The sequence below is a fragment of the uncultured Sulfitobacter sp. genome (assembly GCF_947497275.1).
In the GTDB taxonomy this organism is placed as follows: domain Bacteria; phylum Pseudomonadota; class Alphaproteobacteria; order Rhodobacterales; family Rhodobacteraceae; genus Sulfitobacter.
Genome location: NZ_CANMFS010000007.1, coordinates 1 through 22642, shown reverse-complemented (window position 1 = coordinate 22642; position 22642 = coordinate 1). Strand labels below are relative to the sequence as shown.

Here is a 22642-nt window from a genome sequence, read left to right as displayed (position 1 = left end):
TTTATCACTCCTCGGATGGCAGTATCTCGGCGATGACCTGGCCGCGATCGACCATGTCCCCATTCGAGACGGATATGTTGCTGGCGATCCCTGCTGCGGCAGCGCGGATCGATATTTCAAGTTTCATGGATTCCATGACCGCGATCACGTCGCCTTCGGCCACGGGTTGGCCATCGGACACCTTGATTTCGACGATCATACCGGTGAGCGGTGAGGCAACAGCCCGATCCGCCGCCGCATCGCCTCCGGCAAAGTCCAAAGGCGCGGCCGGGCGGTAGACGAGCCGGCCCTCGGGTGTGGCCATCTCGATTACGCCTGCGTGGATCCGTGCGTCGATGAGGTAGACCGTGTCACCCTCGCTCAGGCGCCAACGGCCCGGCGCGACTTCACGCATCGACAGGGTTGCCGCATCTCCGGTTTCCGTCAGGACGGTGTACCTGCCGCGTGCTTTCACGGGTCCGACACGCAATTCCTCGGAGGTGTCGGCGGAATCGGTCAGCGTGACACGCTGTCCCACCTCGATCGGACCGCCACCCAGGCCAAGCCGCCAACCGGTAAAGGTGTCGCGGTTGGTCCATGGATTGGCGCTTGCGTCGCTGCGCGATGCCGCCACGAAAAGAATGGCCGCGGCGGCCTTCCATAATTCGGGGCGGGCAAGGGAACCTGATTGTGTCAGCGCGTCGAGCCTGCCGTCGATCCAGCGGGTATGCACCTGCATCTGTTCAAATTCAGGGTTGCGCGCCAACGCCGTCAGGAAAGCCCGGTTGGTTTGCACACCTTCGACCGCGACATGATCAAGCGCCGTCGCCAGCCGGGCCAAGGCGGTTTCCCGATCAGGTGCGTGAACGATCAGCTTGGCGATCATCGGATCGTAGAACGGCGTTACCGCGTCGCCTTCTTCGACACCGCTGTCGATGCGCAGACCATCCGGCAGGCTGAGTGTCGTCAGCGTGCCCGTCGAGGGGGCGAATTGCATCGCCGGGTCTTCGGCGTAAAGCCGTGCCTCGACCGCATGGCCGTTGATCGCCAGATCGCCCTGAACCAGGCCAAGGCCTGCGCCTTCGGCGATGCGCAGGTGAAGCGCGACCAGATCAAGCCCGGTTATTGCCTCGGTGACAGGGTGTTCCACCTGAATACGGGGGTTCACCTCAAGGAAGTAATACTCCTCCCCTGCGACCAGAAATTCGACCGTGCCCAGACCGCGATAGTCAAGTGTTTCGCCCAGGCGCACCGCGTCCTGCGCGATTTGGTCCAGCAGCGTGCGGGGGAGCCCCCATGCCGGAGCTTCTTCGATAACTTTCTGATGACGGCGCTGTAGCGTGCAGTCGCGTTCGAACAGATGCACCACATGGCCCTTGCCGTCGCCCGCGATCTGCACCTCGACATGGCGGGCCTCTGGCAGGAACCGCTCGAGCAACAGTCCTTCGGAGCCGAAGGTGGACCTTGCCTCGCGCAGCGCGCCTTCGATGTCTTCCTCAAGTGTGGTCTCGTCGGTCACCAGCCGTTGGCCGCGCCCGCCACCGCCGCCGACAGCCTTGAGCAGAACGGGCAGGCCCATCGCACGCACCTCGGTGGCAATTTCGTGTGGATCGGACCGCGCGCCTTCGGCACCTGAAATGACCGGGACGCTGGCCGCAACGGCGGCTTTTTTGGCGCTGGCCTTGTCGCCGAAACGGTCAAGCGTGTCGGGTGTCGGCCCCATAAAGATCATTCCGGCGGCTTCTACCGCACGGGCGAACTCGGAGTTCTCCGCGAGAAAGCCATACCCGGGGTGGATCGCATCCGCGCCGACCGATTTCGCGGCGTCGATCACCGCGTCGATCTTCAGATAGCTTTCGGATGCCGGGCCGCCGCCGATACAGACGGAGTGTCCGATCTCGCGGACATGAAGGGCGTTGGCGTCGGCCTGCGAGTGCACGCCGACAGGGGTGATACCGCTGGCCCGCGCGGTGCGCGCGATCCGGCAGGCAATTTCGCCGCGATTGGCGATGAGAAGCGTTTTGATTTTCATTTCTCGGGCCTCACATCCTGAACACGCCGAAATTGGTTTCGACCTTGGGTCTGCGCGACGTCACATCCAGCATCAGCGCCATGACATCGCGGGTTTCACAAGGCTCGATCACACTGTCGATCCACAGGTTCGAGGCAAAATTGTAAGCACCTTGGAAATCCTCGTATTCCTTGCGGATGGGTGCCTTGAAGGCTTCCTCCTCTTCCGGCGTCCAGCTTTCGCCTTCGCGTTCGTTGATTTGAGCGCGGACCTGTGCCAGCACGCTGGCGGCCTGTTCCGGACCCATGATCGCCGATCGACCGGTTGGCCAGGCAAACATCGCATCGGGTTGGAACGGGCGGCCCAACATTGCCAGATACCCGGCCCCATAGGATCCGCCGGTGATGATGGTGAATTTAGGCACCCGTGCCGAGGACATCGCGGTGATCATCTTTGCACCGGCTTTGGCGATGCCCATCTGCTCGACCTCGCGGCCCACCATGAAGCCGTTCACATCCGCCAGAAACAGAAGCGGAATATCGCGCTGGACGCAGAGGTTGATGAAATGGGTGGCCTTCAGCGCAGCCTCGACGAACAGCACGCCGGTGTTGGCGATAATGCCGACTTCGTGGCCGTGGATGCGGCCCCAGCCGGTCATGATCGTGTCACCGTACAATGGCTTGAACTCGTGGAAATCGCTGTCATCCACCAGACGCGCGATGATTTCGCGGTTATCGGTCGGCACCTTGGGGTCGCGGCTGATAAGGCCATAGATTTCCTCGACCGGGTAAGCAGGCGCGCGCGGTTCGGTTGGTGTTTTGCGGGGCAGGGGCTTTTCGCCCAAGTGGCTGACTATATCGCGGGTGATGGCCAGCGCGTGCGCATCGTCCTCGGCCAGATGGTCAGTCACGCCGGAGACGGACGAATGCATCTTGCCGCCACCCAGTTCTTCGGCTTCGACCTTTTCACCGGTTGCCGCGAATGTCAGCTCCGGTCCGCCCAGATACATAAAGCCTTGACCGCGCACGATCACCACTTCGTCGCAAAGTGCCGGGATATAAGCGCCGCCCGCCGTGCAGGGGCCCATGACCACGGCAATCTGCGGCACACCGTCGCCCGACATGCCGACCTGCTGATGGAAGATCGAACCGAACTGGCCTTCGTCGGGGAACAGATTCGCCTGATCGGGCAGAAACGCGCCACCGGAATCGACCAGCGTGATGACGGGCAGGCGGTTTTTCCAGGCAATTTTCTGCGCGCGCACATGTTTGCGACAGGTAATCCCGAAATAGGTGCCGCCCTTAACAGTAGCGTCATTGGCGATGATCATACATTGGCGGCCTTCGATCACACCGATCCCGGTAATGATGCCGGCACCCGGCGGCACACCCTTGTGCATGTTTAAACCGGCCAGTTCGCCGAGTTCAAGAAACGGCGTACCCGGATCGATCAGGCGCTCAATGCGCTCGCGCGGCAGGATCTTACCTTTTTCGATGTGTCGATTCCGCACCTTCCCAGGTCCACCAACCCGCTGCGTGAGCCGAAGCGCATGCAGTTCGTCGATTTTTTCGCGATACTGCGCGTTGTTCTTGCGGAAGTCGTCAGATCCGGTGTCGAGGAGGGATTTCATTTTCGTCATGGCAAGTCAGGATATTCTCTCAGAACAAAGGCGACCTTGGCGGCGCCGGGTTTTTCAAAGGTGTCGGCGGGCACGAGACGAACGTCAGCCTTGAAGACAAGAGCGTCACGCAGGCGCTGTTCAATCTTTTTCTTGAGACCAGCATCATCCGCCGCGTTGCGGTCAGGACCCCGTTCCACAATCACCGTCAGCGCGCCTTGCGTGGTGTGGCCTTCGAAATCGGCCACGATCCGCATGACGCCGTTGGTTTCGGGCACCATTTCGGTGATCACGCTGTTGATGGCCGACGGGAACACGTTGGCCCCCCGCACGATCAGCATGTCGTCGGTCCGTCCGGTGCAGCGGATTTTCGGACCGGTGCGGCCGCAGGTGCATTCGGTGTCGATGACCTCGATATAGTCGCCCGACCGGAAGCGCACGACCGGACTCGCCTGACGACCGATAGCGGTATAGATCATTTCGCCCTCGGCGCCTTTTTCCCAAGGAATGATTTCGCCGCTTTCGGGGTCGAGCAGTTCGGTGATGATATAATCCATGTTGACCATATGCATCCCCGATTGGGCATCGCATTCGGCCCAGTAGGTCACGCCCAGATCGGTGCCGCCCAGCATCTCGGTGCATTTCGCCCCCCAGGCCGCTTCGATCTTGGCACGGATGGCTGGAATGCCGCCGCCGGGTTCGCCGCCGACGACGATCTGCTCGACGCCCAGTTCGCTGGCCTTGCATCCCAGCACTTCCGGCGCCTTTTCCGCCAAGTGCAGCACGAAGTTCGGGGCACCGACAATGCAGCGCGGGCGTGTATCGGCACAGGCCCGCAGCAGCCGTTCGGCACCGCCGTCGGCCCCGACCGGTACGTCGATTGTGCCCATGTACTGCAGGCCCTGCATCACGGGAATGCCTCCGACAAAGCCTTTGGCCAGCGAAAATGCGTGCAGTACCATGTCACCGGGACGCACGCCGTTGGCGAAGAAACAGCGCGCCGTCATCTCGTGCCACATTTCGGTATCGGCTTCGGTCAGCGCCACATAGGACGGGTTGCCGGTGGTCCCGGACGACGCCTGCATCTGGATGATGTCCGACATCGGCGCAGCCCGGTGCTTGCCAAAGGGCGGTTCGGCGGCCAGGCTTTCTCGGATTTCGGTCTTGTAGGTGAAGGGAAGTTTCTGGAGGTCCTCGATGGTGCGGATGTCATCGAAATCCACGCCCGCCTCGGCGAATTTCTCCTGATAGAAGGTAGAATTCGCCTTGAGATAGGCCATCTGATCGCGCAGCCGCTCTTCCTGAATACCGCGCACCTTATCAAGCGGCGTACCCTCGATCTCGTGCCAGAAGCGGTCGTTCACCTTGTCGGCGGCGTCTTGCCGCCGGAAGCGCATTCCAAATTGCATGTCGTCCTCCCTTCCCGGCCGCGCGATCAATAGGATCGCGGCAGCCCCATGACCTTTTCGCCGATAAAGCTGAGGCAAAGTTCGCGGTTCACCGGTGCCGTGCGCAGCAGGCGGACCAGCGGGTACATTTCGTAAAGCCCCGTATCCTCGGTAAAGCCCGATCCGCCATGGGCCTGAAGCGCGGCATCCACGGCCTCGATCCCCGCTTCGGCGGCGGCGTATTTTGCCATGTTCGAAGACGCTCCGGCAGGCAGCTTGTTGTCGAATTCCCACGCTGCACGACGGGTCATCAGGCTGGCCATCTCGACCGCCGTGTGCGCCTTGGCCATCGGGTGCTGTACACCTTGGTGCGCGCCGATGGGCTGGCCGAAAACACTGCGCTCGGATGCATAGGCCACACCCTTGTTCAGCGCGAACCGTCCGATGCCGCAGCACAACGCGGCAAGGATGATCCGTTCGGGGTTGAGGCTGTCGAACAGGATCGAGAATCCCTCGTCCACCTCGCCCACCACATCTTCGGGGCCCAGATCGACCTCGTCGAAGAACAGGGTCCATTGTTCCTCGGGCAGGGGGATCGAAATCTTGACCCGCTGCTTTTCGACGCCTTTTTTCTTCAGGTCCACGGCAAAGAGTGTAAAGCCATCGGTCTTGCGGCTCACTTCATCATGCGGCTTTGTCCGCGCCACCACTAGGCAATAATCGGATACCTCGGCACCGGTGATAAATGTCTTTTCACCCGACAGGCTGAACCGGTTGCCTCGGCGCTTGGCCAGCGTAGTGGCCTTCATCGTGTTGGATCCGGCCCCCGGTTCGGTGATCGCGAAACAAAACTGGATATCGCCGCGACATGCTGCTGGAAGAAGCTCTTTCTTGTGGAATTCGGACCCGTGGCTGGCGATATGCGCCAGCGACATTGTCGGGCCGACCACCATCATCAGCAGCGGTATGCCGTGGTTGGCGGTACCTTCCATGAACAGGGCCATTTCAGTCATTCCCAGACCTGCACCGCCGTATTCCTCGGGCACCATGATCCCCAGAAAACCGTCATCGGCAATCTGTTTGAACATGTCGTGCGGGAATTCATGCTTGCGGGCGTGATCCAGCCAATAGGCATTGTCGTATTTCTGTGCCAGCTGACCGCCGTATTCGTAAATTTGGCGTTGTTCGTCGTTCAGGGTAAAATCCATGGTGTCTACTCAACTCTTGAAAGCGGGTTTGCGGCGGTTCTCGAAGGCGTCGAGCCCCTCGGCGACATCATCACTCGGCAGGGCGCGCACGGCGGCGTCACGCTCAAGCCGCATCTGCTGCTCGATGCCAAGGTCTGCACCTTCGCGTGCCAGGCGCTTCATCTCGGCGATACCGTTGCGCGAGCGGCCCGCGATCGTCTGGCAGTATTCCAGCGCGGCCTCGTGCAATTCCGCATCGGGCACGACATAGTTTACCAGACCGGCCTCTTTGGCTTCGCCCGCCTTCAGCCACCGGGCCGAAAACATCAAATCGAGTGCCCGGCGCTGGCCCATCAGCCGGGTCAGCCGCTGCGACCCGCCCCAACCCGGGATCAGGCCGAATTGTGCGTGCTGATCGCCGAATTGCGCGCTATCGCCCGCAAAGCACACGTCACAGGCCAACATCAGTTCGATCCCGCCGGCCAGACACAGCCCCTGCACCGCCACCACGACAGGGAGGGAGGACGTTTCGAGCGCGCGCAGGTTCTTCATGCCAAAAGCGATGAAGTGGTCCAGCGCGGCGGGATCGTTCAATTTACCTTTCACTTCGTTCAGGTCGGCACCGGTGCAAAAGTGCTTGCCTTGCGCGCGAATGAGGATCGCCCGAATGTCCGGGTTCGCCTCGAATTCCGCACGCGCGGCAGCGATGCGCTCATGCACGTCCAGTGACAGGCAATTGAACTTCTCGGGGCGGGCCAGATCAATGATGCCGGTCGCACCCTCGATACTGGCGATGACGGGATCGCTCATTTCGAACCTCCCTTCGCCCTCTTGTCGTATTGCAGCGCCATCCGCCCGACTTTTTCGCGGGCGATCACCAGCTTCTGGATCTGCGCGGTGCCGTCACCGATCTGCAGGCCAAGAACGTCGTTGTAGCGTTGATGATGCGGCAGGTCGGTTGTGTAGCCATAGTGCCCGTGCAGGATCAGGCACTGGTGCAGGATCTCGCAGGCGGTCTTGGGCAGGTACCACTTGCACATCGCCGCTTGCGATGTGTGGGGCAGACCACGGTCGCGCAGGTCCAGCGTATAATAGCAAAGCTGGCGCATCATGGTCAGTTGGGTTTCGGCCTCGGCCAGCGGAAAGCTGACGCCCTGATACTGCACCAGGGGCGCGCCGAAGGCTTCGCGTTCCTGGACATACGCCCAGGTTTCGTCAACCGAGGCCTGGGCGGCACCCAGACATTCCAACCCGATCAGCGCGCGGGAATAGTCGAACCCGGCCATGATGGTACCAAAGGCGCGGTCTTGTTCAGCCATCATGTTTTCCGCCGGTACAAAAACGTCGTCGAAAAACACCGATCCGCGCCCGACAGGTTTTGTACCGATGTCGTCGAAATGGGTGCGCTTGATACCCTCCTGGTTCAGATCAACGAAAAAGGCGCTGACCCCACGCGCGCCTGCGTCCGGATCGCCGGTGCGGGCAAAAACCACCGCGGCATCGGCTTGGCTGGCAAAGCTCATGGATGTCTTTTCGCCGTTCAGACGCCAACCGTTGCCGGATTTCTCAGCCTTCAGAATCAGGTTCGCCGCGTCCGACCCGCCGCGTGGTTCGGTCAGACCCAGCCCGATGACCGCTTCGCCGGACACAACCTTGGGCACCCATTCCGATGCAATCTCTTTCGAAGCGTGTTGCGCCACCATGCCGCCCATGAGAGAGCCCAGAAGCTGCACATAGCTTGCGTTAAAATCGGCATATGCAATTTCTTCGACGATCAGGCCGGACGTGACCGAGGTTTCACCAAGCCCGCCGAACTCCTCGGGCAGATCAGCACCGATCAGCCCCAGCGCACCCATCTGTTTGATCAGCGCCCGGTCGAAGGTGTGGCCGCTTGCGCGCTCTTGATAACTCGACGCCAGCTTCTCGGTGGCAAATCGTTTTGCCGTTTCGCGAAAGGCCTTTTGATCTTCTGTTGGCTGGAATTGCACCCGCGATCCTCCCCATGACCGAAATATGTTCTTCCCTAAAATCTAACAAATGTTAGAATACAGATCAAGCGGAGTTTTAGGAGGATCCTCATAATGACAGACATGCAAAAGAAAAGCTTCGGAACCATGCTTTCGCCGATACGCGCAGGGCAACACATGTTGCGAAATCGTGTCATCATGGGTTCGATGCATACTCGGCTGGAAACCGAGCCCGACAGTATCGCCCGGCAGATTGCCTTTTACGCCGAAAGGGCGCGGGGGGAGGCAGCGATTCTGGTTACGGGCGGATTTGCGCCCAATGCCGAGGGCATGTTCGATCCCGAAGGGCCACGTATTGACGACCCGGAGGACGCGCGCAGCCTGCGTCCGATCTGCGAGGCGGTCCAGGCCGAAGGCAGTCTGATTTGCGCGCAGCTTCTGCACGCGGGGCGCTATGCAAAAATCGAAAGCTGCGTCGCCCCGAGCCCGATCCGCGCCCCGATCAACCGCATTGTTCCGCGCGAGATGACTGATGCCGACATCCGCCGCACCATCGAGGATTTTGCGAAAGCTGCCAAAAACGCGCAGGCAGCAGGGTTCGATGGCGTCGAGATCATGGGCTCCGAAGGATACCTTATCAATGAATTTACCGTCATTCATACCAACAAGCGCGAAGACGAATGGGGCGGCAGCGCTGAGAACCGCCACCGTTTTCCGGTCGAGATCGTGCGCGCGGTGCGCGAACGCTGCGGGTCAGACTTTCTTGTCATCTATCGGATTTCCGCCGCCGATCTGGTCGAGGGCGGCGCGCCCGCCGAGGAAATCGCAGACCTGGCGCGCAAGATCGAGGCAGAGGGTGCGGATATTTTGAACACCGGCATCGGCTGGCACGAGGCCCGCGTGCCGACGATCGCCTATCAGGTGCCGCGCGGCGCCTGGCGTCAGGCGGCAGCTAACGTGAAAGCTGCGGTTTCTATTCCGGTGGTCGCCTCCAACCGAATCAATACGCCCGAGATCGCAGAGGACATACTTGCTTCCGGCGAGGCGGATATGATTTCTATGGCACGGCCCTTTCTGGCCGATCCGCACTTCGTCAAAAAGACGCGCGAGGGCCACGCGGACGAGATCAATACCTGTATTGCCTGCAATCAGGCCTGTCTGGATTTCATCTTTTCGGATCGACCGGTCAGTTGTCTGGTCAACCCACGTGCCGGACGCGAAACCGAATTTCGGGAGAGTCCGACCGAATCACCCAAAAAAGTGGCCGTTGTCGGCGGTGGCGCCGCGGGCATGGCCACAGCTTCTGAGGCCGCAATGCTGGGCCATGATGTTACCCTGTTCGAAGCGCAAGACAAACTGGGCGGTCAATTGAATCTGGCGCAAGCGGCACCGGGTAAAGACGAGTTCAACGAGACCTTGCGGTACTATGGTGGCCAGTTGCAGAAACACGGCGTCAAGCTGCGCCTTGGACAGCGCGCCGGGTCGGACGATCTCACTGGCTTTGACCATGTGGTCATCTCGACCGGGGTCACGCCGCGTATTCCCGATCTGCCGGGAGTCGACCATCCCAGTGTCGCGACCTATGCCGAGATCCTGTCGGGCAACCGCGCGGCCGGTGACACCGTCGTGGTGATGGGGGCAGGGGGCATCGGGCATGACGTGGCCGAGTTCCTCGTGACCGAACCGGCCGAGACCCACAACACCGACGCGTTCTGCGAAACCTGGGGCGTGGACCCGCAGTTCACCACGTCGGGGGCGTTGGCGGGCGATCCGTTGGCCCCGAAACCATCACGTCGCAAGGTCGTTATGCTACAGCGGAAAACCTCGAAAGCGGGCGCGGGTCTTGGCGTCTCGACCGGTTGGATCCTGCGCAACGCGCTGCGCAAGCACGGGGTCGAGGCTTTGGGCGGCGTGGTCTACGACCGCATCGACGACGCCGGGTTGCATATTGTCATGGACGGTGAGCCAAAGATCATAGCCGCCGATACCATCGTGCTGTGCACCGGTCAGGAACCGGAACGGGCTTTGGCAGAGGACCTCGCCGCACAGGGTGTCACCGTCACGATGATTGGTGGTGCAAAGGAGGCGGCAGAGCTCGACGCTCTGCGCGCTATTGATGAAGGGGTGCGTTTGGCGCAAAGTCTCTGAGGCTCAAGAGCGAGGGAGAATACAATGCTGCCCGAAGTGATGCGCGCTGGCCGCGCCGATCTGTACTCAATCTTTCGAACCCGTGTGCGCAACTGCGCGGAGGCTCTGGCCGTGGAGGACGGCAGCAACCGGTTGACCTATGCCGAATTGCACGACCGGGTTGACCGGCTGGCGTCCGTGTTTTTGGCCAGGGGCATAGCACCGGGGGACAGGATTGCGATTCTGTCGCACAACCGGGCAGAGTACCTGGAGCTGCAACTGGCTGCGGCAGGGATCGGCGCGATCGTTGCCTGCCTGAACTGGCGGCTTGCGCCGGACGAGTTGCGGCATTGCGTCGAACTGGTCGAACCGGTTCTGGCGGTTGTCGAACCCGACCTCAAGGCGGCGTATCGGGATATTGCCTCAACCCCCTGTCTGGAAATCGGGCCCAAGCTGGAAGCAGCCTTGGCCGGGGCACGGCCGGACGCGCGTGTCGGCACCCTGGTGGACGATCCGGAGGCGGGGCTGACGATCCTTTACACTTCGGGAACCACCGGATTGCCCAAGGGGGCGCTCATCAGCCATCGCGCGCACATCGCGCGGTCCATGGTCTTTGCCGCGCAACTGGCGCTTGATCCCAGCGACGGTTTCATCGCCTGGGCACCGATGTTTCACATGGCCTCCACCGATCATGCTCTTGCGACGCTTTTGCGCGGCGGTACCGTGGTCATGGTGGACGGGTTGCAGTCCGCAGTCATCAACGCGGCGCTGTCACGTCACAAAATCGGTTGGTTCGTGATGATGCCGGGCACGCTGGAGGCCTTCATCGCGGAACGACGCTCTAATCCGCTGCCCGTAAAAGGGATCAAAGTTTGCGGCGCGATGGCCGATTTGGTGCCCCCGCATCAGATTGCGGAGCTGACAGGTCTTCTGGACACGCCCTATCTGAATTCCTTTGGAGCCACCGAGACTGGGCTGCCGCCGGGAACCGCCGACCTGATCGCCCCCGGTGTCGTGCCACAGACATTGTCCAAGCGCGTCAGCGCCTTCTGCGAGGTTCGGTTGGTCGATCCCGACGGCGAAGAGGTGCCGGTTGGAACGCCGGGCGAAATGGCGGTGCGGGGTCCGACCCTATTTTCGGGATACTGGAACGCCGACGACACCAACGCCCGCGACTTTCGCAACGGGTTCTTTCACATGGGCGACCTGTTCCGACGCAATTCCGATGGCACCATCGACTTCGTGGACCGGGCGAAATACCTGATAAAGACGGGCGGCGAAAATGTGTATCCAGCGGAAATCGAACGGGTGCTTCTTGCGCATCCGTGTGTGGTCGATGCTGCAGTGGTGCGGGCCTTCGACGCGAAATGGGGCGAAAGCCCGGTGGCCTTCGTCGCCTGCGACGATGGAGGTCCGCAGGCGCAAGAATTGATACAGCTGTGCCGGGAGTATCTCGCCGGATACAAGCGGCCCCGCGAAATTCGGTTTATTCCCTTCGATGATTTCCCGAGATCGACCAGTGGCAAGGTTCAGCGCCATCTGCTTGAAGCCCGTCTGAATGATGAAGAACCTTGCACCTGAAGGGTGAACCGGCGCACAAATGCTGTGCGGCTGCGCTCAGAACTCGGCCGGATGATTCTCCGGCGTGATCTTATATTTAGTATTATCAATAGTTTAAGAATCTATGACGTTGATTGTCAATGATAGGCCTTCGGGCCACTGACGAGGGTCGGAAAAACAATCAGCTTTCTTTTAGTAACCGTCTTTCTTAAGTCATGGCTATTCGAGATTTAAACAAAAGGTATACCGACCATGACGAAGCTAGCGATTGTCTACTACAGCGGATATGGCCACACGGACGTTCAGGCCAATGCCGTCGCCGAAGGAGCCAGGGGTGTCGACGGTGCCGAGGTCGAATTGCTGAAACTGTCTGACGACGGAGAGTTGGATGCGGCGGCTTGGGTGGCGCTCGATAAGGCCGATGCCATCATCTATGGCAGCCCGACCTACATGGGCGCCCCCGCCTGGCAGTTCAAGAAATTCGCCGATGCCAGCTCGAAGCCCTGGTTCACGCAGAACTGGAAGGACAAGATCGCCGGTGGCTTTACTACTTCTGCAACGGCAAATGGTGACAAGTTCTCGACCATCCAGTATTTTATTACCCTGTCGCAGCAACACGGCCAGCTCTGGTGCGGCGTTGGCCTGATGCCTGCGAACACCAAGGCCGACGGCCCTGAAAAGATAAACTGGACGGGCGGATATTCAGGTCTTCTGGCGATTGCCCCCTCCGATAGCTCCCCCGAGGAATATCCGGCTGGCGGCGATCTGGACACGGCGCGGTCTTATGGTCAACGGTTGGTTGAAACTGCGAAACGCTGGAACAGCTAATCCAGCTTTCCGATAGAACGGCCCGGTCGCCCGGATGTGCGGTGGCCGGTTCACAGGCGTCGGCGCAACACCGCAGCCGTTGTCGGGGTGATTGTCACCCGGCAACGCCCGTCCGTCCCACCAGCGCCATCAGCGTTCCGGTCATCGTGGCAACAAGTTTTTCATCCTGGCCCTTCACTGCGTAGGCGCGCGCTTCGCTGACCGTGAGCGTTCTGCCCGGTTTCACCACGTCGGCGATGAATCGAAACCGCTCCCCGTCGGCGGGGTTGAGCAGGTTGATCTTGAATTCCGCGGTCAGCACTGCCGCGTCCGCGGGCATCAGCGAAAACGCCGCATATCCGCAGGCGCTGTCCAGCGCGGTCGAGACAATACCGGCATGCAGGAACCCGTGCTGCTGGGTCAGCGCATCGCTGTTTGCCATCTCCAGAACTATATGACCGGGCGAGAGGTCGGCAATGCCGATCCCCAGCGTGTGCATCACCTTCTGGCGCTCGAAACTTTCGCGCACGCGCGCGTCAAAATCTGGGTTCCTCGGCTCGAATTGTGCCATACTATGATCTCACTCCTTGCAGTCATCCGTGATGAGCAATCGTAGCCGATCCTTGAGGCGTGCATCTTGTAACGAAAGGCCAAAAGCGCGCGGGGTTGCCTGAGACCGCAGCCCACCCGGCGGTCTGCCGGCATAGGCCCGGCAGACCGCCGACATATGCGATTGATCGTAGTAGCCCGCGTCCAGCGCCAAATCGCTCAACGGCGGGGTGGGTCCCGCGAGCTGTTCCAGCAGCCGGCGAAATCGCCGGGTGGCGGTGAGCCGCCGTCGTGAAATCCCGGTATCGGCGCGCGTCCTGCGCCGTTCGGTCCGATCGCTAACCGCCTTCGGGCGCGCCGCGAAGCTCAGCCTACATGCAACATCGTCCAGCGCTGAAACAAGCGATGGCAGGCCATCATCACTCTCCCGAACGCGGGCCAGTGCCAATGCCAAGGGCTCCAGCGTTGCGGCCTCTGGCATATGTTCCGGTCGGGCCGACAGCCGTAGCCCGGCCACGATACCGCAAAAGGAAGACTGTCGGCGGGTAAAATCCGGGCGGGGTGGCGCAAGCGATATTCGCGTCCTGTCGCCACCTGTCACCGAAAGGGTGAAGAGATCGGTGGCGAAACGCCCGCTGCCTCGCCCGCTCAACGCGCCGGTGTCGCGGAAAACAAATAGATGGGCGACCTGCGCCGCAGCGTCCGCAGGCGGCGCCAGCTCAAGATAGAGCGGCACCGCCACCCAGTTATCGGACGAAAGCATCACGATTCTCGGCAACGAAATCGCGGAAGCGGCGCGCCGGACGCCCAAGGACGTCGCTGACCGTGGTTTCGATGCCGCCGAGGTAACCTTTGGGCGCGATGGAAGCCAGTTCCACCATGGCCGCGGCGACTTCGTCTTGCATGCCTCCGGCGATCATCGCGGCCTTGGCGTCCTCGGCCGACAAGGGTGTTGATGTGATGGAGTGTCCGGTCTCGTCTGACAGGATTGCGGCAATATCTTCGCCGGTCAGGGCCTCGGGCCCGGTCAGGCCATAGCCCTTGCCTGCGTGGCCCTCGCCGGTCAGCGCCTCGGCGGCGACATCGGCGATGTCGCGGGCGTCGATCCAGGACACAGGTCCGCCCAGATCATCATGATAGACGCCGGTCTTTGCGATACTGTCGGCCTGCCACAGCAGGTTCTGCATGAAGTAGGTCGGCTGAATAAAGGTCCAGTCCAGACCGCTTTCCTTCAGCAGCTCCTGAGCTTCGGAATGCCACTTGCCAAAGGTCAGCCCCGCCTTGGGCGATGCCCCAAGCCCGGTAGCCAGAACGACGTGTTGCACGCCTGCGGACTTGGCCGCGGCAATCGCGTTTGCTTTCCACTGGCGCATGTCCAGATGCGCGGGCGTGACCAGATAGATCCTGTCCGCTCCTGTGCAGGCCTGTTCGAGCGCAGCAAGGTCGGAGAAGCTTGCAGTGACCGCCTCGCATCCCTTGTCCCTGAGTTTGTCGAGCTTGCTCGGATCGCTGGTGACAGCACGCACATTGGCGCCCTTTGACAAAAGTGTATCGACAAGGGGGGCGCCGGTGGTGCCGGTGGCTCCGAATACAGTAATCATTCCGTTTCCTTTCAAAGGGCCGTGATGGCATTCAGGGTTTCGGTACAGCGCGCCGGGTACTCGGCGGTTGTAGTGCCAGGGCCATCCGAAAAAGCGGCAGCCGTGCTGCAACGCTTAATTTTGGAGGCTACCCGGTTTTATTGTCATCTCCCGCCAATGAAAAAAGGCCGCACTGAAGGCGCGACCAGTTGGGGAGGTAACTTCGGAAATGGCTTGGCAGCGGCGCAATAGAGCAAGCACGGCTGTCAAGCGATCAACCGTGCATCGACAAGCCACCGGAAACCGAAATAACTTGGCCGGTGATGAATCCGGCATCATCCGACGCCAGGAAACAAATGATCCCGGGATAGTCACTTGGCTGGCCAAGGCGTTTCATCGGTATTGCCCGTTTGAGGCCTTCGGCGATCTTGGCACCGGTATCGCCCTGGGCGAATTGTGCAAGAAGCGGTGTGTCGGTTGGGCCAGGTGCAACCGCATTCAACTGGATGCCCTTACGGGCCAGTTCACGCGCAACAGTCTTGGTAAATGCAATTATACCACCCTTGCAGGCTGCATAAACAGACTCACCCGATGATCCCACGCGGCCGGCGTCTGAGGCGATGTTGACCACGCGGCCTTTTCCATTCTCGACCATGCCGGGCAGTACAGCGTGATGCATGTTCAACGGCCCGTATAGATTGATGTCGATAAGCTTCTTCCAGTGTTCTGCATCGCTGTCGAGGAACGGCTTGACCACATCCCAACCAGCGTTGTTCACAAGGATGTCGACCGGCCCGCCGGCCTCGAATTCGGCCACCGCCTTGTCGACCTGAGCACGGTCGGTAATATCCACTTTGAACGCCTTCGCTTTGCCTCCGGCGTCCAGAATATGCTGGACAGTTTCCTGCGCCCCGTCTTCGTTCATATCGAAAACGGCGACTTCGGCGCCTTCTTCGCCGAACCGTTCACATACGGCCCGACCGATGCCGCTACCGCCACCTGTCAGGATTACACGTTTTCCATTCAACCCTCGCATAGAGAGATCCTCCTCTTCCGCTTACACCTTGGCAAAGAACTTGATTCGAAGCCTTCTTTAGTGTATTCTAACAGTTGTTAGATTTATTACAATGGACAGTGTTGTGACTGTTCAGTATCGACAACGAATGGTGAGATATACTGATGCCATCAAGAGAACCGACGATGAAATGAGCAAGTCGGAGCGGACACGTGGCGGTATTCTCGTTGCGGCCGCTCGCCTGTTCCGGCACGAAGGCTACAATGCTACGACGATGCGCGACATTGCGCAGGTATCCGGCATAGAAGCCGGAAGTATCTATTACCATTTTCAGTCCAAGGACCAGATTCTGAGCGAGGTTCTGGATATTGGTGTGCGGCAACTCTACGAGAAGGTCAGTGAGATCGTCCGGTCGACGAAGGGAGATTCCCAGGATTTTCGCAAGACCTTCGCATTGCTCATCGAAACGCACCTGACCTATCTGCTGACCGACAGTGACTTTACCTCCGCCAATATCCGCAACTACCCGATGTTGTCGGATGAGGCGCGCGCTCCGCACCGTGAGTTGCGCGCGGCTTATGCGCGGGTCTGGAGTTGCTTTTTGAATAATGCGAAAAATGCGGGCCACCTGAGGGTCGACATCTCCGTGGCTGCAATCCGCCAATTCATACTGAGTGCCATGAACTGGACAGTGGAATGGTATGATGTGGATCGGTACCCGGTGCATGTTCTCGCTGAACGCATGAGCAAGCTAATACTTGATGGAATGTGCTCCCGGCACTTGGCAGTTACGACAGGACTAAAGACGAACGCCGCCAATTCTGTCGACATCCCTGACCCCATCGGCAAGGCCGAGAAGAGCCGCGCGGAAATCCTGATCGCCGCGGCGCGCGTTCTCAGGGACAATGGTTACAAAGCAACCACGCTGAGACAGATCGCCGACGAAGCGGAGATGAAGGCGGGCAGCGTTTATTACCATTTCAAGTCCAAGGAAGCGATCGTGGACGAGGTTCTGAACGCCGGGTTGAGCGACCTTTTGACGGGTGTCAGCGCAGCAGTTCAGGATTTTGAGGCCCCTTACGATCATCACGCAAGGATAGCGACAGCAATCTGGACGCATCTGGATTTTCTTTTCAAGGCGAGCGAGTTCACGTCTGCGAACATCCGAAGCTATGGGATGCTACCCAACAGTTTCAGGGAACGGCACAGAGGAATTCGTCATGAATACGGAAGACTGTGGGACAGGATCCTGCGCGAAGCGCAGGATGACGGTGCCATCCGGTCGGATATCAAGATCGTCCCATTGCGCCAGGTGATGCTGGGGGCACTGAACTGGACGGTGGAGTGGTTCGACCCGAATGAACCCGCAAAAGACGGGTATCTTTCGCTGCCCGAATTCTCCGGCATGCTCATCAAACTGCTTCTCGAAGGGGTTTGCTCAAGAGAGACGACCACCTACACCGAACACAAAACGGCCAACTGATCGTCTCAACGGTTGTGATCAGACCAACAGGAAGTGATACAGTCCTTCTGCAACCTGTTTTTCCCGACCCGTCTGCCATGTAATTACACTGACACTCGCGATACGCTTGCCCTTGCGGGTGACATTCGCACGGGCATAGAGCGGACCCTTCACACCAGGCCGAAGATAATCCACGGTCAGATTGATCGGCTTCGCCGGAACTTCGGTGAAATCAGGTTGGACGGCAATAGCGGCTGTCGCTTCCATGAAGCTGGCGATGATGCCGCCATGGTAATGCTCCATGATAGGGTTTCCGATATGATGGGCTTCAAAAGTCATCTCGGCTTCGGCATGAAAGTCGTCCATGCTCTGAACCTCGAAATTCAGAAACCGGAAAAATGGCACCCTGGCCACGTTGGCATTGACGGTTTGCAAGTTCATTACGAGGCTTTTCCTTTGGTCATCGCTTCTAGAAGGCTGGTGTCACCGCGGGTCAAAGCGAACGAAGCGGTTCCACGGGCGATTTCCGCATCCTCGTGGCCATCGAACCAGATGTTGCCGGCATTAAAGGCGATATGGCGGGTTTTCCGAAAACAATGCGCGTTGACGATGACGTCCGCGCGCGACCGTGCGGCACGCAGATAATCAACCCTGAGGTCCAGAGTCGCCATCGAGCTGATCCCCTTGATGGTCACAAAGTTCGCCAACCCGAAAACACTGTCCAGCAAGGCGGTCAGAATGCCACCGTGAAGCAGGGTCTGATCCTTATCCACACAAAAGTCCGGATTGAACGGCATCCGCACCCGAACGCCTTCGCTCGACACATTTTCGATCTCGAGCGCCATGTGGGTAATCAGACCCTTGCCGCGCGCATTCCACATTTGCGCGACTTGCTCCATATATTCTCTGCTGATTTCAGCCATGCGTTCTTTCCTTAGCGGCCCGTGAAGTGGGGTTTTCGTTTCTCGATGAACGCAGAGACTGCCTCATGGTGGTCTTCGGTCTGATGCATCAATGCCTGATAGGCCGCCGCGGAATTCAGGAAATCCGGCAAATCCATCCGTTCGGCGTTGCGCATCAGGCGCTTGGCGATCCGTACCGCTCGTGGCGGTTTCGCAGCAATTACAGCTGCACGTTCACGGGCACGCTCCAACAAGGTGTCATGCGGCACAACCTCCAACACCATGCCGATCTCCAGCGCCTCGTCGGCCGCGACCATGCGGCCCGAAAACGTCAGATCGGCTGCCCTTTGATGGCCCAGACGGCGCAGCAGGAACCAGCTGCCCGCGTCGCCCGGAATGATCCCGAGGTTCAGAAACACCTCACCGAACTTCGCCTTTTCCGACGCAATGCGCATGTCGCACATCATGGTCAGGTCACACCCCGCACCAACAGCCGCACCATTGACCGCTGCAATGGTCGGAATATCGAGGTTGTAAAGCGCCTGCGGCAATCTTTGTACGCCGTCGACATAGCTTTGCGCGGCCGCCAGCGGCTCTTTTCGAAATATACCGTCGGGGTCGTTCATCTCCTTGATGTCGCCGCCCGCACAAAAAGCGGAACCAGCACCCGTGAGGATCATGACGCTGACTTCGGGGTCGGCCTGCACTTTTGCAAACTTTTCCAGAAGTGCCTCGATCATATCGTTTCCGGTAATCGGATTACGGCGTTCCGGGTCGTTCAGAGTAACAGTCGCGATGCGGTCTTTGATATCCAGAAGGACATTGGGTTCACTCATTTTTCCCGTCTCCGCGCTCTCGTTTCTCGAACATGTCTGGATTGATCATGTCGCGGGCATCGTGGCCCATATGTAGTGTTTCACCGCCGTCAACATAAATATCCTCGCCGGTAATGAAATTCCCCAAATCGGACGCAAGGAAGATGATCGTACCCGCGATGTCCTCTGCCGCGCCCATGCGATTCAGGACCGATCGGTTCAGATCCTTCCACCGGTCTGGCGGAATAGGATAGCGGCCGAGCGCGTCGGTTTTGATCGTGCCCGGCGCGACGCAGTTCAGACGAATCCCGTATTCGCCCCATTCGGCGGCCAAGGTCTTCATCATCCCGGTCACGCCGGCACGGGCAGCAACGGTATGCGCGAAACCGGTCAGGGCGGTACGACCCGAAATCGCGGTAACGAATACGACCGAGCCGCCGGAATCATACATGAAATGATCCGCCGCCGCGCGGGTCATCTGCCACGACCCGATCAGATTGTTGCGAATCACCGCCTCGAAGCCCTTGTTGGTGATGTCGCGGGCGGAGGCAATATACTGACCACCCGCATTGTTCACCAGAACGTCAAGCTGCCCGTAGTGCTCCTTGATCCGCCCCATCGCGGTTTCGATACTGTCCTCATCGCGGGTGTCGCCGGGCACGACAAACGCCTCGCCCCCTGCGGCGCGAATCATCTCGGCGGTTTCTTCCAGCGGTTCTTCGCGGCGTGCAAACAGGGCCAGCCTGGCCCCGCAAGACGCCATCTCAAGCGCCGTGGCCCGGCCCATGCCCGATCCGGCACCGGTGACGAGGGCCACCTGGCCCGCCATGAGATCAGAGGCATAACGCCGTGTCTTTCGGTCGCTCATGTTTTTCCCCTCACTCTTTCAGAAGCTCGCCGGCGATGATCAGCTTGCGCACTTCCTGAGTGCCCGCACCGACCTCGAGCACGCGCCCGGTCCGGTAAAGCCGGTTCACTTCCGTATCGCGCATATAGCCCGATCCGCCGTGGATCTGAACGGCCTTGTCCAGCACAAAGGATGTCGCCTCGGCAGCCTTGAAGATTGCCGCCGCTGTCAGCTTGTGAATTTCGCCGCGCCCGCCTTCGCCCTCTTCCAGACCCTCGCACATGGCGACGGTTTTCAGTGACAGACTGCGCGCCGCCTCGATCCGCGTGTACATGTCGGCCAGCATCGCCTGTACCATCTGGAAACTGGCGATCGGTTTGTCGAACTGCTTGCGCGTCTTCGCGTAATCAATAGAGATATCCAGCGCCCGCTGCGCAATGCCCAGAGCATTGAAACAGACGATAGCACGCTCCAGGTCCAGCCCTGACATTGTCACTGCGACACCGCCGTCCAGCTTGCCGACCATGTTCTTGGCGGGCACACGGCAATCCTCGAACACCAGTTCGCCGGTCGGCGATCCGCGGAACCCCATCTTGTTGAGCTTCTGCGCCACCTTGAAGCCGGGCGTGTCGGTTTCCACGATAAAGGCGGAAATGCCCTTGGCCCCTTTTTCTGGCGAGGTCTTGGCATAAACCAGCACCAGATCCGCAATCGGCCCGTTGGTGATATAGATCTTGGCGCCGTTCAGAATATAATCGTCGCCATCTTTTTTCGCCGTGGTCCGCATCGAGCCAAGCGCATCGGAGCCAGCACCGGGTTCGGTCAGGCCCAAAGCGCCGATCAGCGTGCCGTCGCACAGGCCGGGCAAATATCTGCGGCGGAGATCTTCACTGGCGTTGCGGTAGATATTGTTGACGCACAGGTTGTCATGCGCCACTTGGCTAAGACCGATCGCGGCAGAGGCGCGCGACAATTCCTCGCTTATGATGCAGGCCGAGGTGAAATCGAGCCCGGCCCCGCCGTATTCCGGCGGCACGTTGAGGCCAAGATATCCCATCTCACCTAGCTTGGGAAAGACCGAAGGCGGCAGATCATCGGTGTCGTCCATTTCCGCGTTCAGATGATGAAACTCCGACATGAAGAACTTGCCGGCCTGATCGGCCAGCGCCTGCTGTTCATCGGTCATGAAATGAGTCGGAAGGTCGATGTCGTTGCGTAATTGCTTGTTCATGGCTGGGTCCTCCCTCAGGCGCGCAAAAGTTCTTCGGCGATGATGATCTTGCGGACTTCACTGGTGCCCGCACCGATCTCCAAAAGTTTGTTGGCGCGGAACAACCGGTTGATCTCGGTGTCCTGCATGTAACCCGACCCACCATGGATGTGGCAGGCTTCGGTGACGGCCTTGTTGAACGCTTCGCCCGCATAAAGACAGGCGGCGGCGGTCAGCTTGTGAATCTCGCCACGTCCTCCGGCCCCCTTGGGCAGACCGACACAGGCCGCCAATGCGCGATAGCTGAAGGCGCGGGCGGTTTCTACCTCGGTGTAAATCTCGGCCAGTTTTGATTGCACCATTTGGAAACTTGCGATCGGTTTGCCGAATTGCTCGCGGATCTTTGCATACTCCAGACCCAGTTCCAGCGCCCGCTCGGCCATGCCGACGCAGACAGAAGTGACCATCGCCCGCTCCAGATCCAACCCGCTCATCACCACTGATACACCGCTGTTTTCGGCACCCACCATGGCAGACGCCGGCACGCGGCACTCGTCGAACACCAGTTCGCCGGTTGGCGAGCCGCGAAAGCCCATCTTGTCCAGCTTCTGCGCTACCTTGAATCCGGGATTGTCGGTTTCGATGATAAATGCCGAAATGCCCTTGGCACCCTTGGACTTGTCAGTCTTGGCATAAAGCAGAACCACATCGGCGATCGGCCCGTTCGTGATGTAAATCTTTGAGCCGTTGATGATATAGTCGTCACCGTCGCGACGCGCCGTGGTGGCCATGGAGCCAAGCGCATCCGAGCCCGCGCCGGGTTCGGTCAGCCCCAGGGCTCCGACCAGATCACCGGAACACAGGCCAGGCACATACTTCTTTACCTGTTCCTCCGATCCGTTGCGCAGCAGGTTATTCAGGCACAGGTTGTCGTGTGCCCCGTGCGATAGACCCACCGCCGGATTCCATTTCGAGATCACTTCGGACACCAGCGCCTGGGTGAATTCGTTCTGACCGGAGCCGCCCATTTCCTCTGGTGCGGTGATCCCCAGAAGGCCGAGCTCTCCCATCTGTTTGAACAGATCGTCGGGCCACCAATCCTCCGCGTCCATACGTGCTTGAAGCGGGTGCAGCACCTCGCGCGATACGCGATCCACGTGATCGACGATCTGTCGCTGCTCGCTGGTCAGCGAGTAGTTTGCCCTGATGGCTTGCAGATCGGCCATCCCCGTACTGTCTTGACTGTTCATGGTTTTCCTCCCGAGCAGAATGTCAGATTGACCTGTTGACCAAAATCAAACATATGTTAGAAATATTTGCAAGCCGCGCTTTTTGCGATTTGGTGCGGTGAGGAAACGGGGGGCCATCGGACGTCATCGAAACGAGCGTCCTTCGGGGTTTCTGCGGATTTGGACGGTATTTGCGGCCTTTCGGGCCGGCCAGCGTGCTGTTCGTGACACATTGCGCGCGCCGGAATGGACGGGCAGATAGGGGGGTATATGTCGGATCGACAACTGCGCATCGGGTGCGCATCGGGTTTTTGGGGTGACACGCCGGAGGCCATTGGCCAGTTGGTGTCCAAGGGCGACATCGACTATCTGGTATTCGATTATCTGGC

General features: G+C 59.7%; 21 protein-coding genes. 5 read left to right on the top strand and 16 right to left on the bottom strand.

Annotation, left to right across the window (positions count from 1 at the left end):
* Nucleotides 1–4: 4 nt before the first annotated feature.
* Genes Q1A06_RS14605 through Q1A06_RS14580 form a run of 6 tightly spaced genes read right to left on the bottom strand, consistent with a single transcriptional unit; the run spans nucleotide 5 to nucleotide 8171 of the window.
* Entirely contained in the window at nucleotides 5–2011 is a 2007-nt protein-coding gene (locus Q1A06_RS14605; RefSeq protein ID WP_299565088.1) for a biotin carboxylase N-terminal domain-containing protein, read from the bottom strand.
* Nucleotides 2012–2021: 10 nt separating this feature from the next.
* On the bottom strand, nucleotides 2022–3629 hold the full coding sequence (locus tag Q1A06_RS14600) for a carboxyl transferase domain-containing protein (protein WP_299565085.1): 1608 nt from the start codon (nucleotides 3627–3629) through the stop codon (nucleotides 2022–2024).
* Entirely contained in the window at nucleotides 3626–5017 is a 1392-nt protein-coding gene (locus Q1A06_RS14595; protein ID WP_299565083.1) for an AMP-binding protein, read from the bottom strand. Before Q1A06_RS14595 ends, Q1A06_RS14600 begins: the two co-directional genes overlap by 4 nt.
* Before the next feature lie 26 nt (nucleotides 5018–5043).
* A complete protein-coding gene (locus Q1A06_RS14590) occupies nucleotides 5044–6204 on the bottom strand; it encodes an acyl-CoA dehydrogenase family protein (RefSeq protein ID WP_299565080.1) in 1161 nt (386 codons plus the stop codon).
* Nucleotides 6205–6213: 9 nt separating this feature from the next.
* A complete protein-coding gene (locus Q1A06_RS14585) occupies nucleotides 6214–6993 on the bottom strand; it encodes an enoyl-CoA hydratase/isomerase family protein (protein ID WP_299565077.1) in 780 nt (259 codons plus the stop codon).
* Nucleotides 6990–8171, bottom strand: coding sequence for an acyl-CoA dehydrogenase family protein (locus tag Q1A06_RS14580; RefSeq protein ID WP_299565075.1), 1182 nt, complete (start codon nucleotides 8169–8171; stop codon nucleotides 6990–6992). Before Q1A06_RS14580 ends, Q1A06_RS14585 begins: the two co-directional genes overlap by 4 nt.
* 93 nt (nucleotides 8172–8264) lie before the next feature.
* Between Q1A06_RS14580 and Q1A06_RS14575 the strand changes: the two genes are divergently transcribed.
* The 3 genes from Q1A06_RS14575 (at nucleotide 8265) to Q1A06_RS14565 (ending at nucleotide 12665) form a co-directional block, all read left to right on the top strand.
* Entirely contained in the window at nucleotides 8265–10298 is a 2034-nt protein-coding gene (locus tag Q1A06_RS14575; protein ID WP_299565072.1) for an NADPH-dependent 2,4-dienoyl-CoA reductase, read from the top strand.
* A 24-nt stretch (nucleotides 10299–10322) separates the two neighbouring features.
* Nucleotides 10323–11858 (top strand): AMP-binding protein, encoded by a 1536-nt coding sequence (locus Q1A06_RS14570; RefSeq protein WP_299565069.1) that lies wholly within the window; start codon nucleotides 10323–10325, stop codon nucleotides 11856–11858.
* A gap of 231 nt (nucleotides 11859–12089) precedes the next feature.
* Nucleotides 12090–12665, top strand: coding sequence for a flavodoxin family protein (locus Q1A06_RS14565; protein ID WP_299565067.1), 576 nt, complete (start codon nucleotides 12090–12092; stop codon nucleotides 12663–12665).
* A gap of 94 nt (nucleotides 12666–12759) precedes the next feature.
* Here the strand turns inward: Q1A06_RS14565 and Q1A06_RS14560 are convergent, their stop codons facing one another.
* The 4 genes from Q1A06_RS14560 to Q1A06_RS14545 all read right to left on the bottom strand — a co-directional run bounded on the left by Q1A06_RS14560 (nucleotide 12760) and on the right by Q1A06_RS14545 (nucleotide 15809).
* Complete coding sequence (locus Q1A06_RS14560) at nucleotides 12760–13215, bottom strand: PaaI family thioesterase (protein ID WP_299565064.1); 456 nt, start codon at nucleotides 13213–13215, stop codon at nucleotides 12760–12762.
* Between the two features lie 9 nt (nucleotides 13216–13224).
* Nucleotides 13225–13956: an AraC family transcriptional regulator gene (locus tag Q1A06_RS14555; protein WP_299565701.1), complete on the bottom strand. Its 732-nt coding sequence runs from the start codon at nucleotides 13954–13956 to the stop codon at nucleotides 13225–13227.
* Nucleotides 13940–14794: an NAD(P)H-binding protein gene (locus Q1A06_RS14550; protein WP_299565061.1), complete on the bottom strand. Its 855-nt coding sequence runs from the start codon at nucleotides 14792–14794 to the stop codon at nucleotides 13940–13942. The genes Q1A06_RS14555 and Q1A06_RS14550 overlap by 17 nt, the downstream gene beginning before the upstream one ends.
* Nucleotides 14795–15047: 253 nt before the next feature.
* Nucleotides 15048–15809, bottom strand: coding sequence for a glucose 1-dehydrogenase (locus Q1A06_RS14545; RefSeq protein WP_299565058.1), 762 nt, complete (start codon nucleotides 15807–15809; stop codon nucleotides 15048–15050).
* A 91-nt stretch (nucleotides 15810–15900) separates the two neighbouring features.
* On the opposite strand from Q1A06_RS14545, the gene Q1A06_RS14540 reads away from it, so the two are divergent.
* Complete coding sequence (locus Q1A06_RS14540; protein ID WP_299565055.1) at nucleotides 15901–17271, top strand: TetR family transcriptional regulator; 1371 nt, start codon at nucleotides 15901–15903, stop codon at nucleotides 17269–17271.
* A gap of 18 nt (nucleotides 17272–17289) precedes the next feature.
* On the opposite strand, the gene Q1A06_RS14535 is transcribed toward Q1A06_RS14540, so the two are convergent.
* The 6 genes from Q1A06_RS14535 to Q1A06_RS14510 are packed head-to-tail and all read right to left on the bottom strand — an operon-like array spanning nucleotide 17290 to nucleotide 22274.
* Nucleotides 17290–17691 (bottom strand): PaaI family thioesterase, encoded by a 402-nt coding sequence (locus Q1A06_RS14535; protein WP_037929788.1) that lies wholly within the window; start codon nucleotides 17689–17691, stop codon nucleotides 17290–17292.
* The gene (locus Q1A06_RS14530) at nucleotides 17691–18173 is read right to left on the bottom strand and encodes a PaaI family thioesterase (RefSeq protein WP_299565048.1); all 483 of its coding nucleotides are present in this window, start codon (nucleotides 18171–18173) and stop codon (nucleotides 17691–17693) included. The genes Q1A06_RS14535 and Q1A06_RS14530 overlap by 1 nt, the downstream gene beginning before the upstream one ends.
* 11 nt (nucleotides 18174–18184) lie before the next feature.
* Nucleotides 18185–18988 carry an enoyl-CoA hydratase-related protein gene (locus tag Q1A06_RS14525; protein ID WP_299565045.1) on the bottom strand — a complete coding sequence of 268 codons (804 nt, stop codon included), beginning with the start codon at nucleotides 18986–18988 and terminating at the stop codon, nucleotides 18185–18187.
* Nucleotides 18981–19835: an SDR family oxidoreductase gene (locus tag Q1A06_RS14520; RefSeq protein WP_299565042.1), complete on the bottom strand. Its 855-nt coding sequence runs from the start codon at nucleotides 19833–19835 to the stop codon at nucleotides 18981–18983. The genes Q1A06_RS14525 and Q1A06_RS14520 overlap by 8 nt, the downstream gene beginning before the upstream one ends.
* 10 nt (nucleotides 19836–19845) lie before the next feature.
* Nucleotides 19846–21045, bottom strand: a complete 1200-nt coding sequence (locus tag Q1A06_RS14515; RefSeq protein WP_299565039.1) for an acyl-CoA dehydrogenase family protein — start codon at nucleotides 21043–21045, stop codon at nucleotides 19846–19848.
* A 14-nt stretch (nucleotides 21046–21059) separates the two neighbouring features.
* Nucleotides 21060–22274, bottom strand: a complete 1215-nt coding sequence (locus tag Q1A06_RS14510; protein WP_299565036.1) for an acyl-CoA dehydrogenase family protein — start codon at nucleotides 22272–22274, stop codon at nucleotides 21060–21062.
* Nucleotides 22275–22499: 225 nt separating this feature from the next.
* Between Q1A06_RS14510 and Q1A06_RS14505 the strand changes: the two genes are divergently transcribed.
* Nucleotides 22500–22642 (top strand): acyclic terpene utilization AtuA family protein (locus Q1A06_RS14505; RefSeq protein WP_366523536.1); only part of this gene is annotated, 143 nt, incomplete at its 3' end.

What these genes read in the sequence shown, in the direction of transcription:
- Q1A06_RS14605 (WP_299565088.1), bottom strand. Translation starts at nt 2,011, where the DNA reads ATGAAAATCAAAACGCTTCTCATCGCCAATCGCGGCGAAATTGCCTGC.
- Q1A06_RS14600 (WP_299565085.1), bottom strand. Translation starts at nt 3,629, where the DNA reads ATGACGAAAATGAAATCCCTCCTCGACACCGGATCTGACGACTTCCGC.
- Q1A06_RS14595 (WP_299565083.1), bottom strand. Translation starts at nt 5,017, where the DNA reads ATGCAATTTGGAATGCGCTTCCGGCGGCAAGACGCCGCCGACAAGGTG.
- Q1A06_RS14590 (WP_299565080.1), bottom strand. Translation starts at nt 6,204, where the DNA reads ATGGATTTTACCCTGAACGACGAACAACGCCAAATTTACGAATACGGC.
- Q1A06_RS14585 (WP_299565077.1), bottom strand. Translation starts at nt 6,993, where the DNA reads ATGAGCGATCCCGTCATCGCCAGTATCGAGGGTGCGACCGGCATCATT.
- Q1A06_RS14575 (WP_299565072.1), top strand. Translation starts at nt 8,265, where the DNA reads ATGACAGACATGCAAAAGAAAAGCTTCGGAACCATGCTTTCGCCGATA.
- Q1A06_RS14570 (WP_299565069.1), top strand. Translation starts at nt 10,323, where the DNA reads ATGCTGCCCGAAGTGATGCGCGCTGGCCGCGCCGATCTGTACTCAATC.
- Q1A06_RS14565 (WP_299565067.1), top strand. Translation starts at nt 12,090, where the DNA reads ATGACGAAGCTAGCGATTGTCTACTACAGCGGATATGGCCACACGGAC.
- Q1A06_RS14560 (WP_299565064.1), bottom strand. Translation starts at nt 13,215, where the DNA reads ATGGCACAATTCGAGCCGAGGAACCCAGATTTTGACGCGCGCGTGCGC.
- Q1A06_RS14555 (WP_299565701.1), bottom strand. Translation starts at nt 13,956, where the DNA reads ATGCTTTCGTCCGATAACTGGGTGGCGGTGCCGCTCTATCTTGAGCTG.
- Q1A06_RS14550 (WP_299565061.1), bottom strand. Translation starts at nt 14,794, where the DNA reads ATGATTACTGTATTCGGAGCCACCGGCACCACCGGCGCCCCCCTTGTC.
- Q1A06_RS14545 (WP_299565058.1), bottom strand. Translation starts at nt 15,809, where the DNA reads ATGCGAGGGTTGAATGGAAAACGTGTAATCCTGACAGGTGGCGGTAGC.
- Q1A06_RS14540 (WP_299565055.1), top strand. Translation starts at nt 15,901, where the DNA reads ATGGACAGTGTTGTGACTGTTCAGTATCGACAACGAATGGTGAGATAT.
- Q1A06_RS14535 (WP_037929788.1), bottom strand. Translation starts at nt 17,691, where the DNA reads ATGAACTTGCAAACCGTCAATGCCAACGTGGCCAGGGTGCCATTTTTC.
- Q1A06_RS14530 (WP_299565048.1), bottom strand. Translation starts at nt 18,173, where the DNA reads ATGGCTGAAATCAGCAGAGAATATATGGAGCAAGTCGCGCAAATGTGG.
- Q1A06_RS14525 (WP_299565045.1), bottom strand. Translation starts at nt 18,988, where the DNA reads ATGAGTGAACCCAATGTCCTTCTGGATATCAAAGACCGCATCGCGACT.
- Q1A06_RS14520 (WP_299565042.1), bottom strand. Translation starts at nt 19,835, where the DNA reads ATGAGCGACCGAAAGACACGGCGTTATGCCTCTGATCTCATGGCGGGC.
- Q1A06_RS14515 (WP_299565039.1), bottom strand. Translation starts at nt 21,045, where the DNA reads ATGAACAAGCAATTACGCAACGACATCGACCTTCCGACTCATTTCATG.
- Q1A06_RS14510 (WP_299565036.1), bottom strand. Translation starts at nt 22,274, where the DNA reads ATGAACAGTCAAGACAGTACGGGGATGGCCGATCTGCAAGCCATCAGG.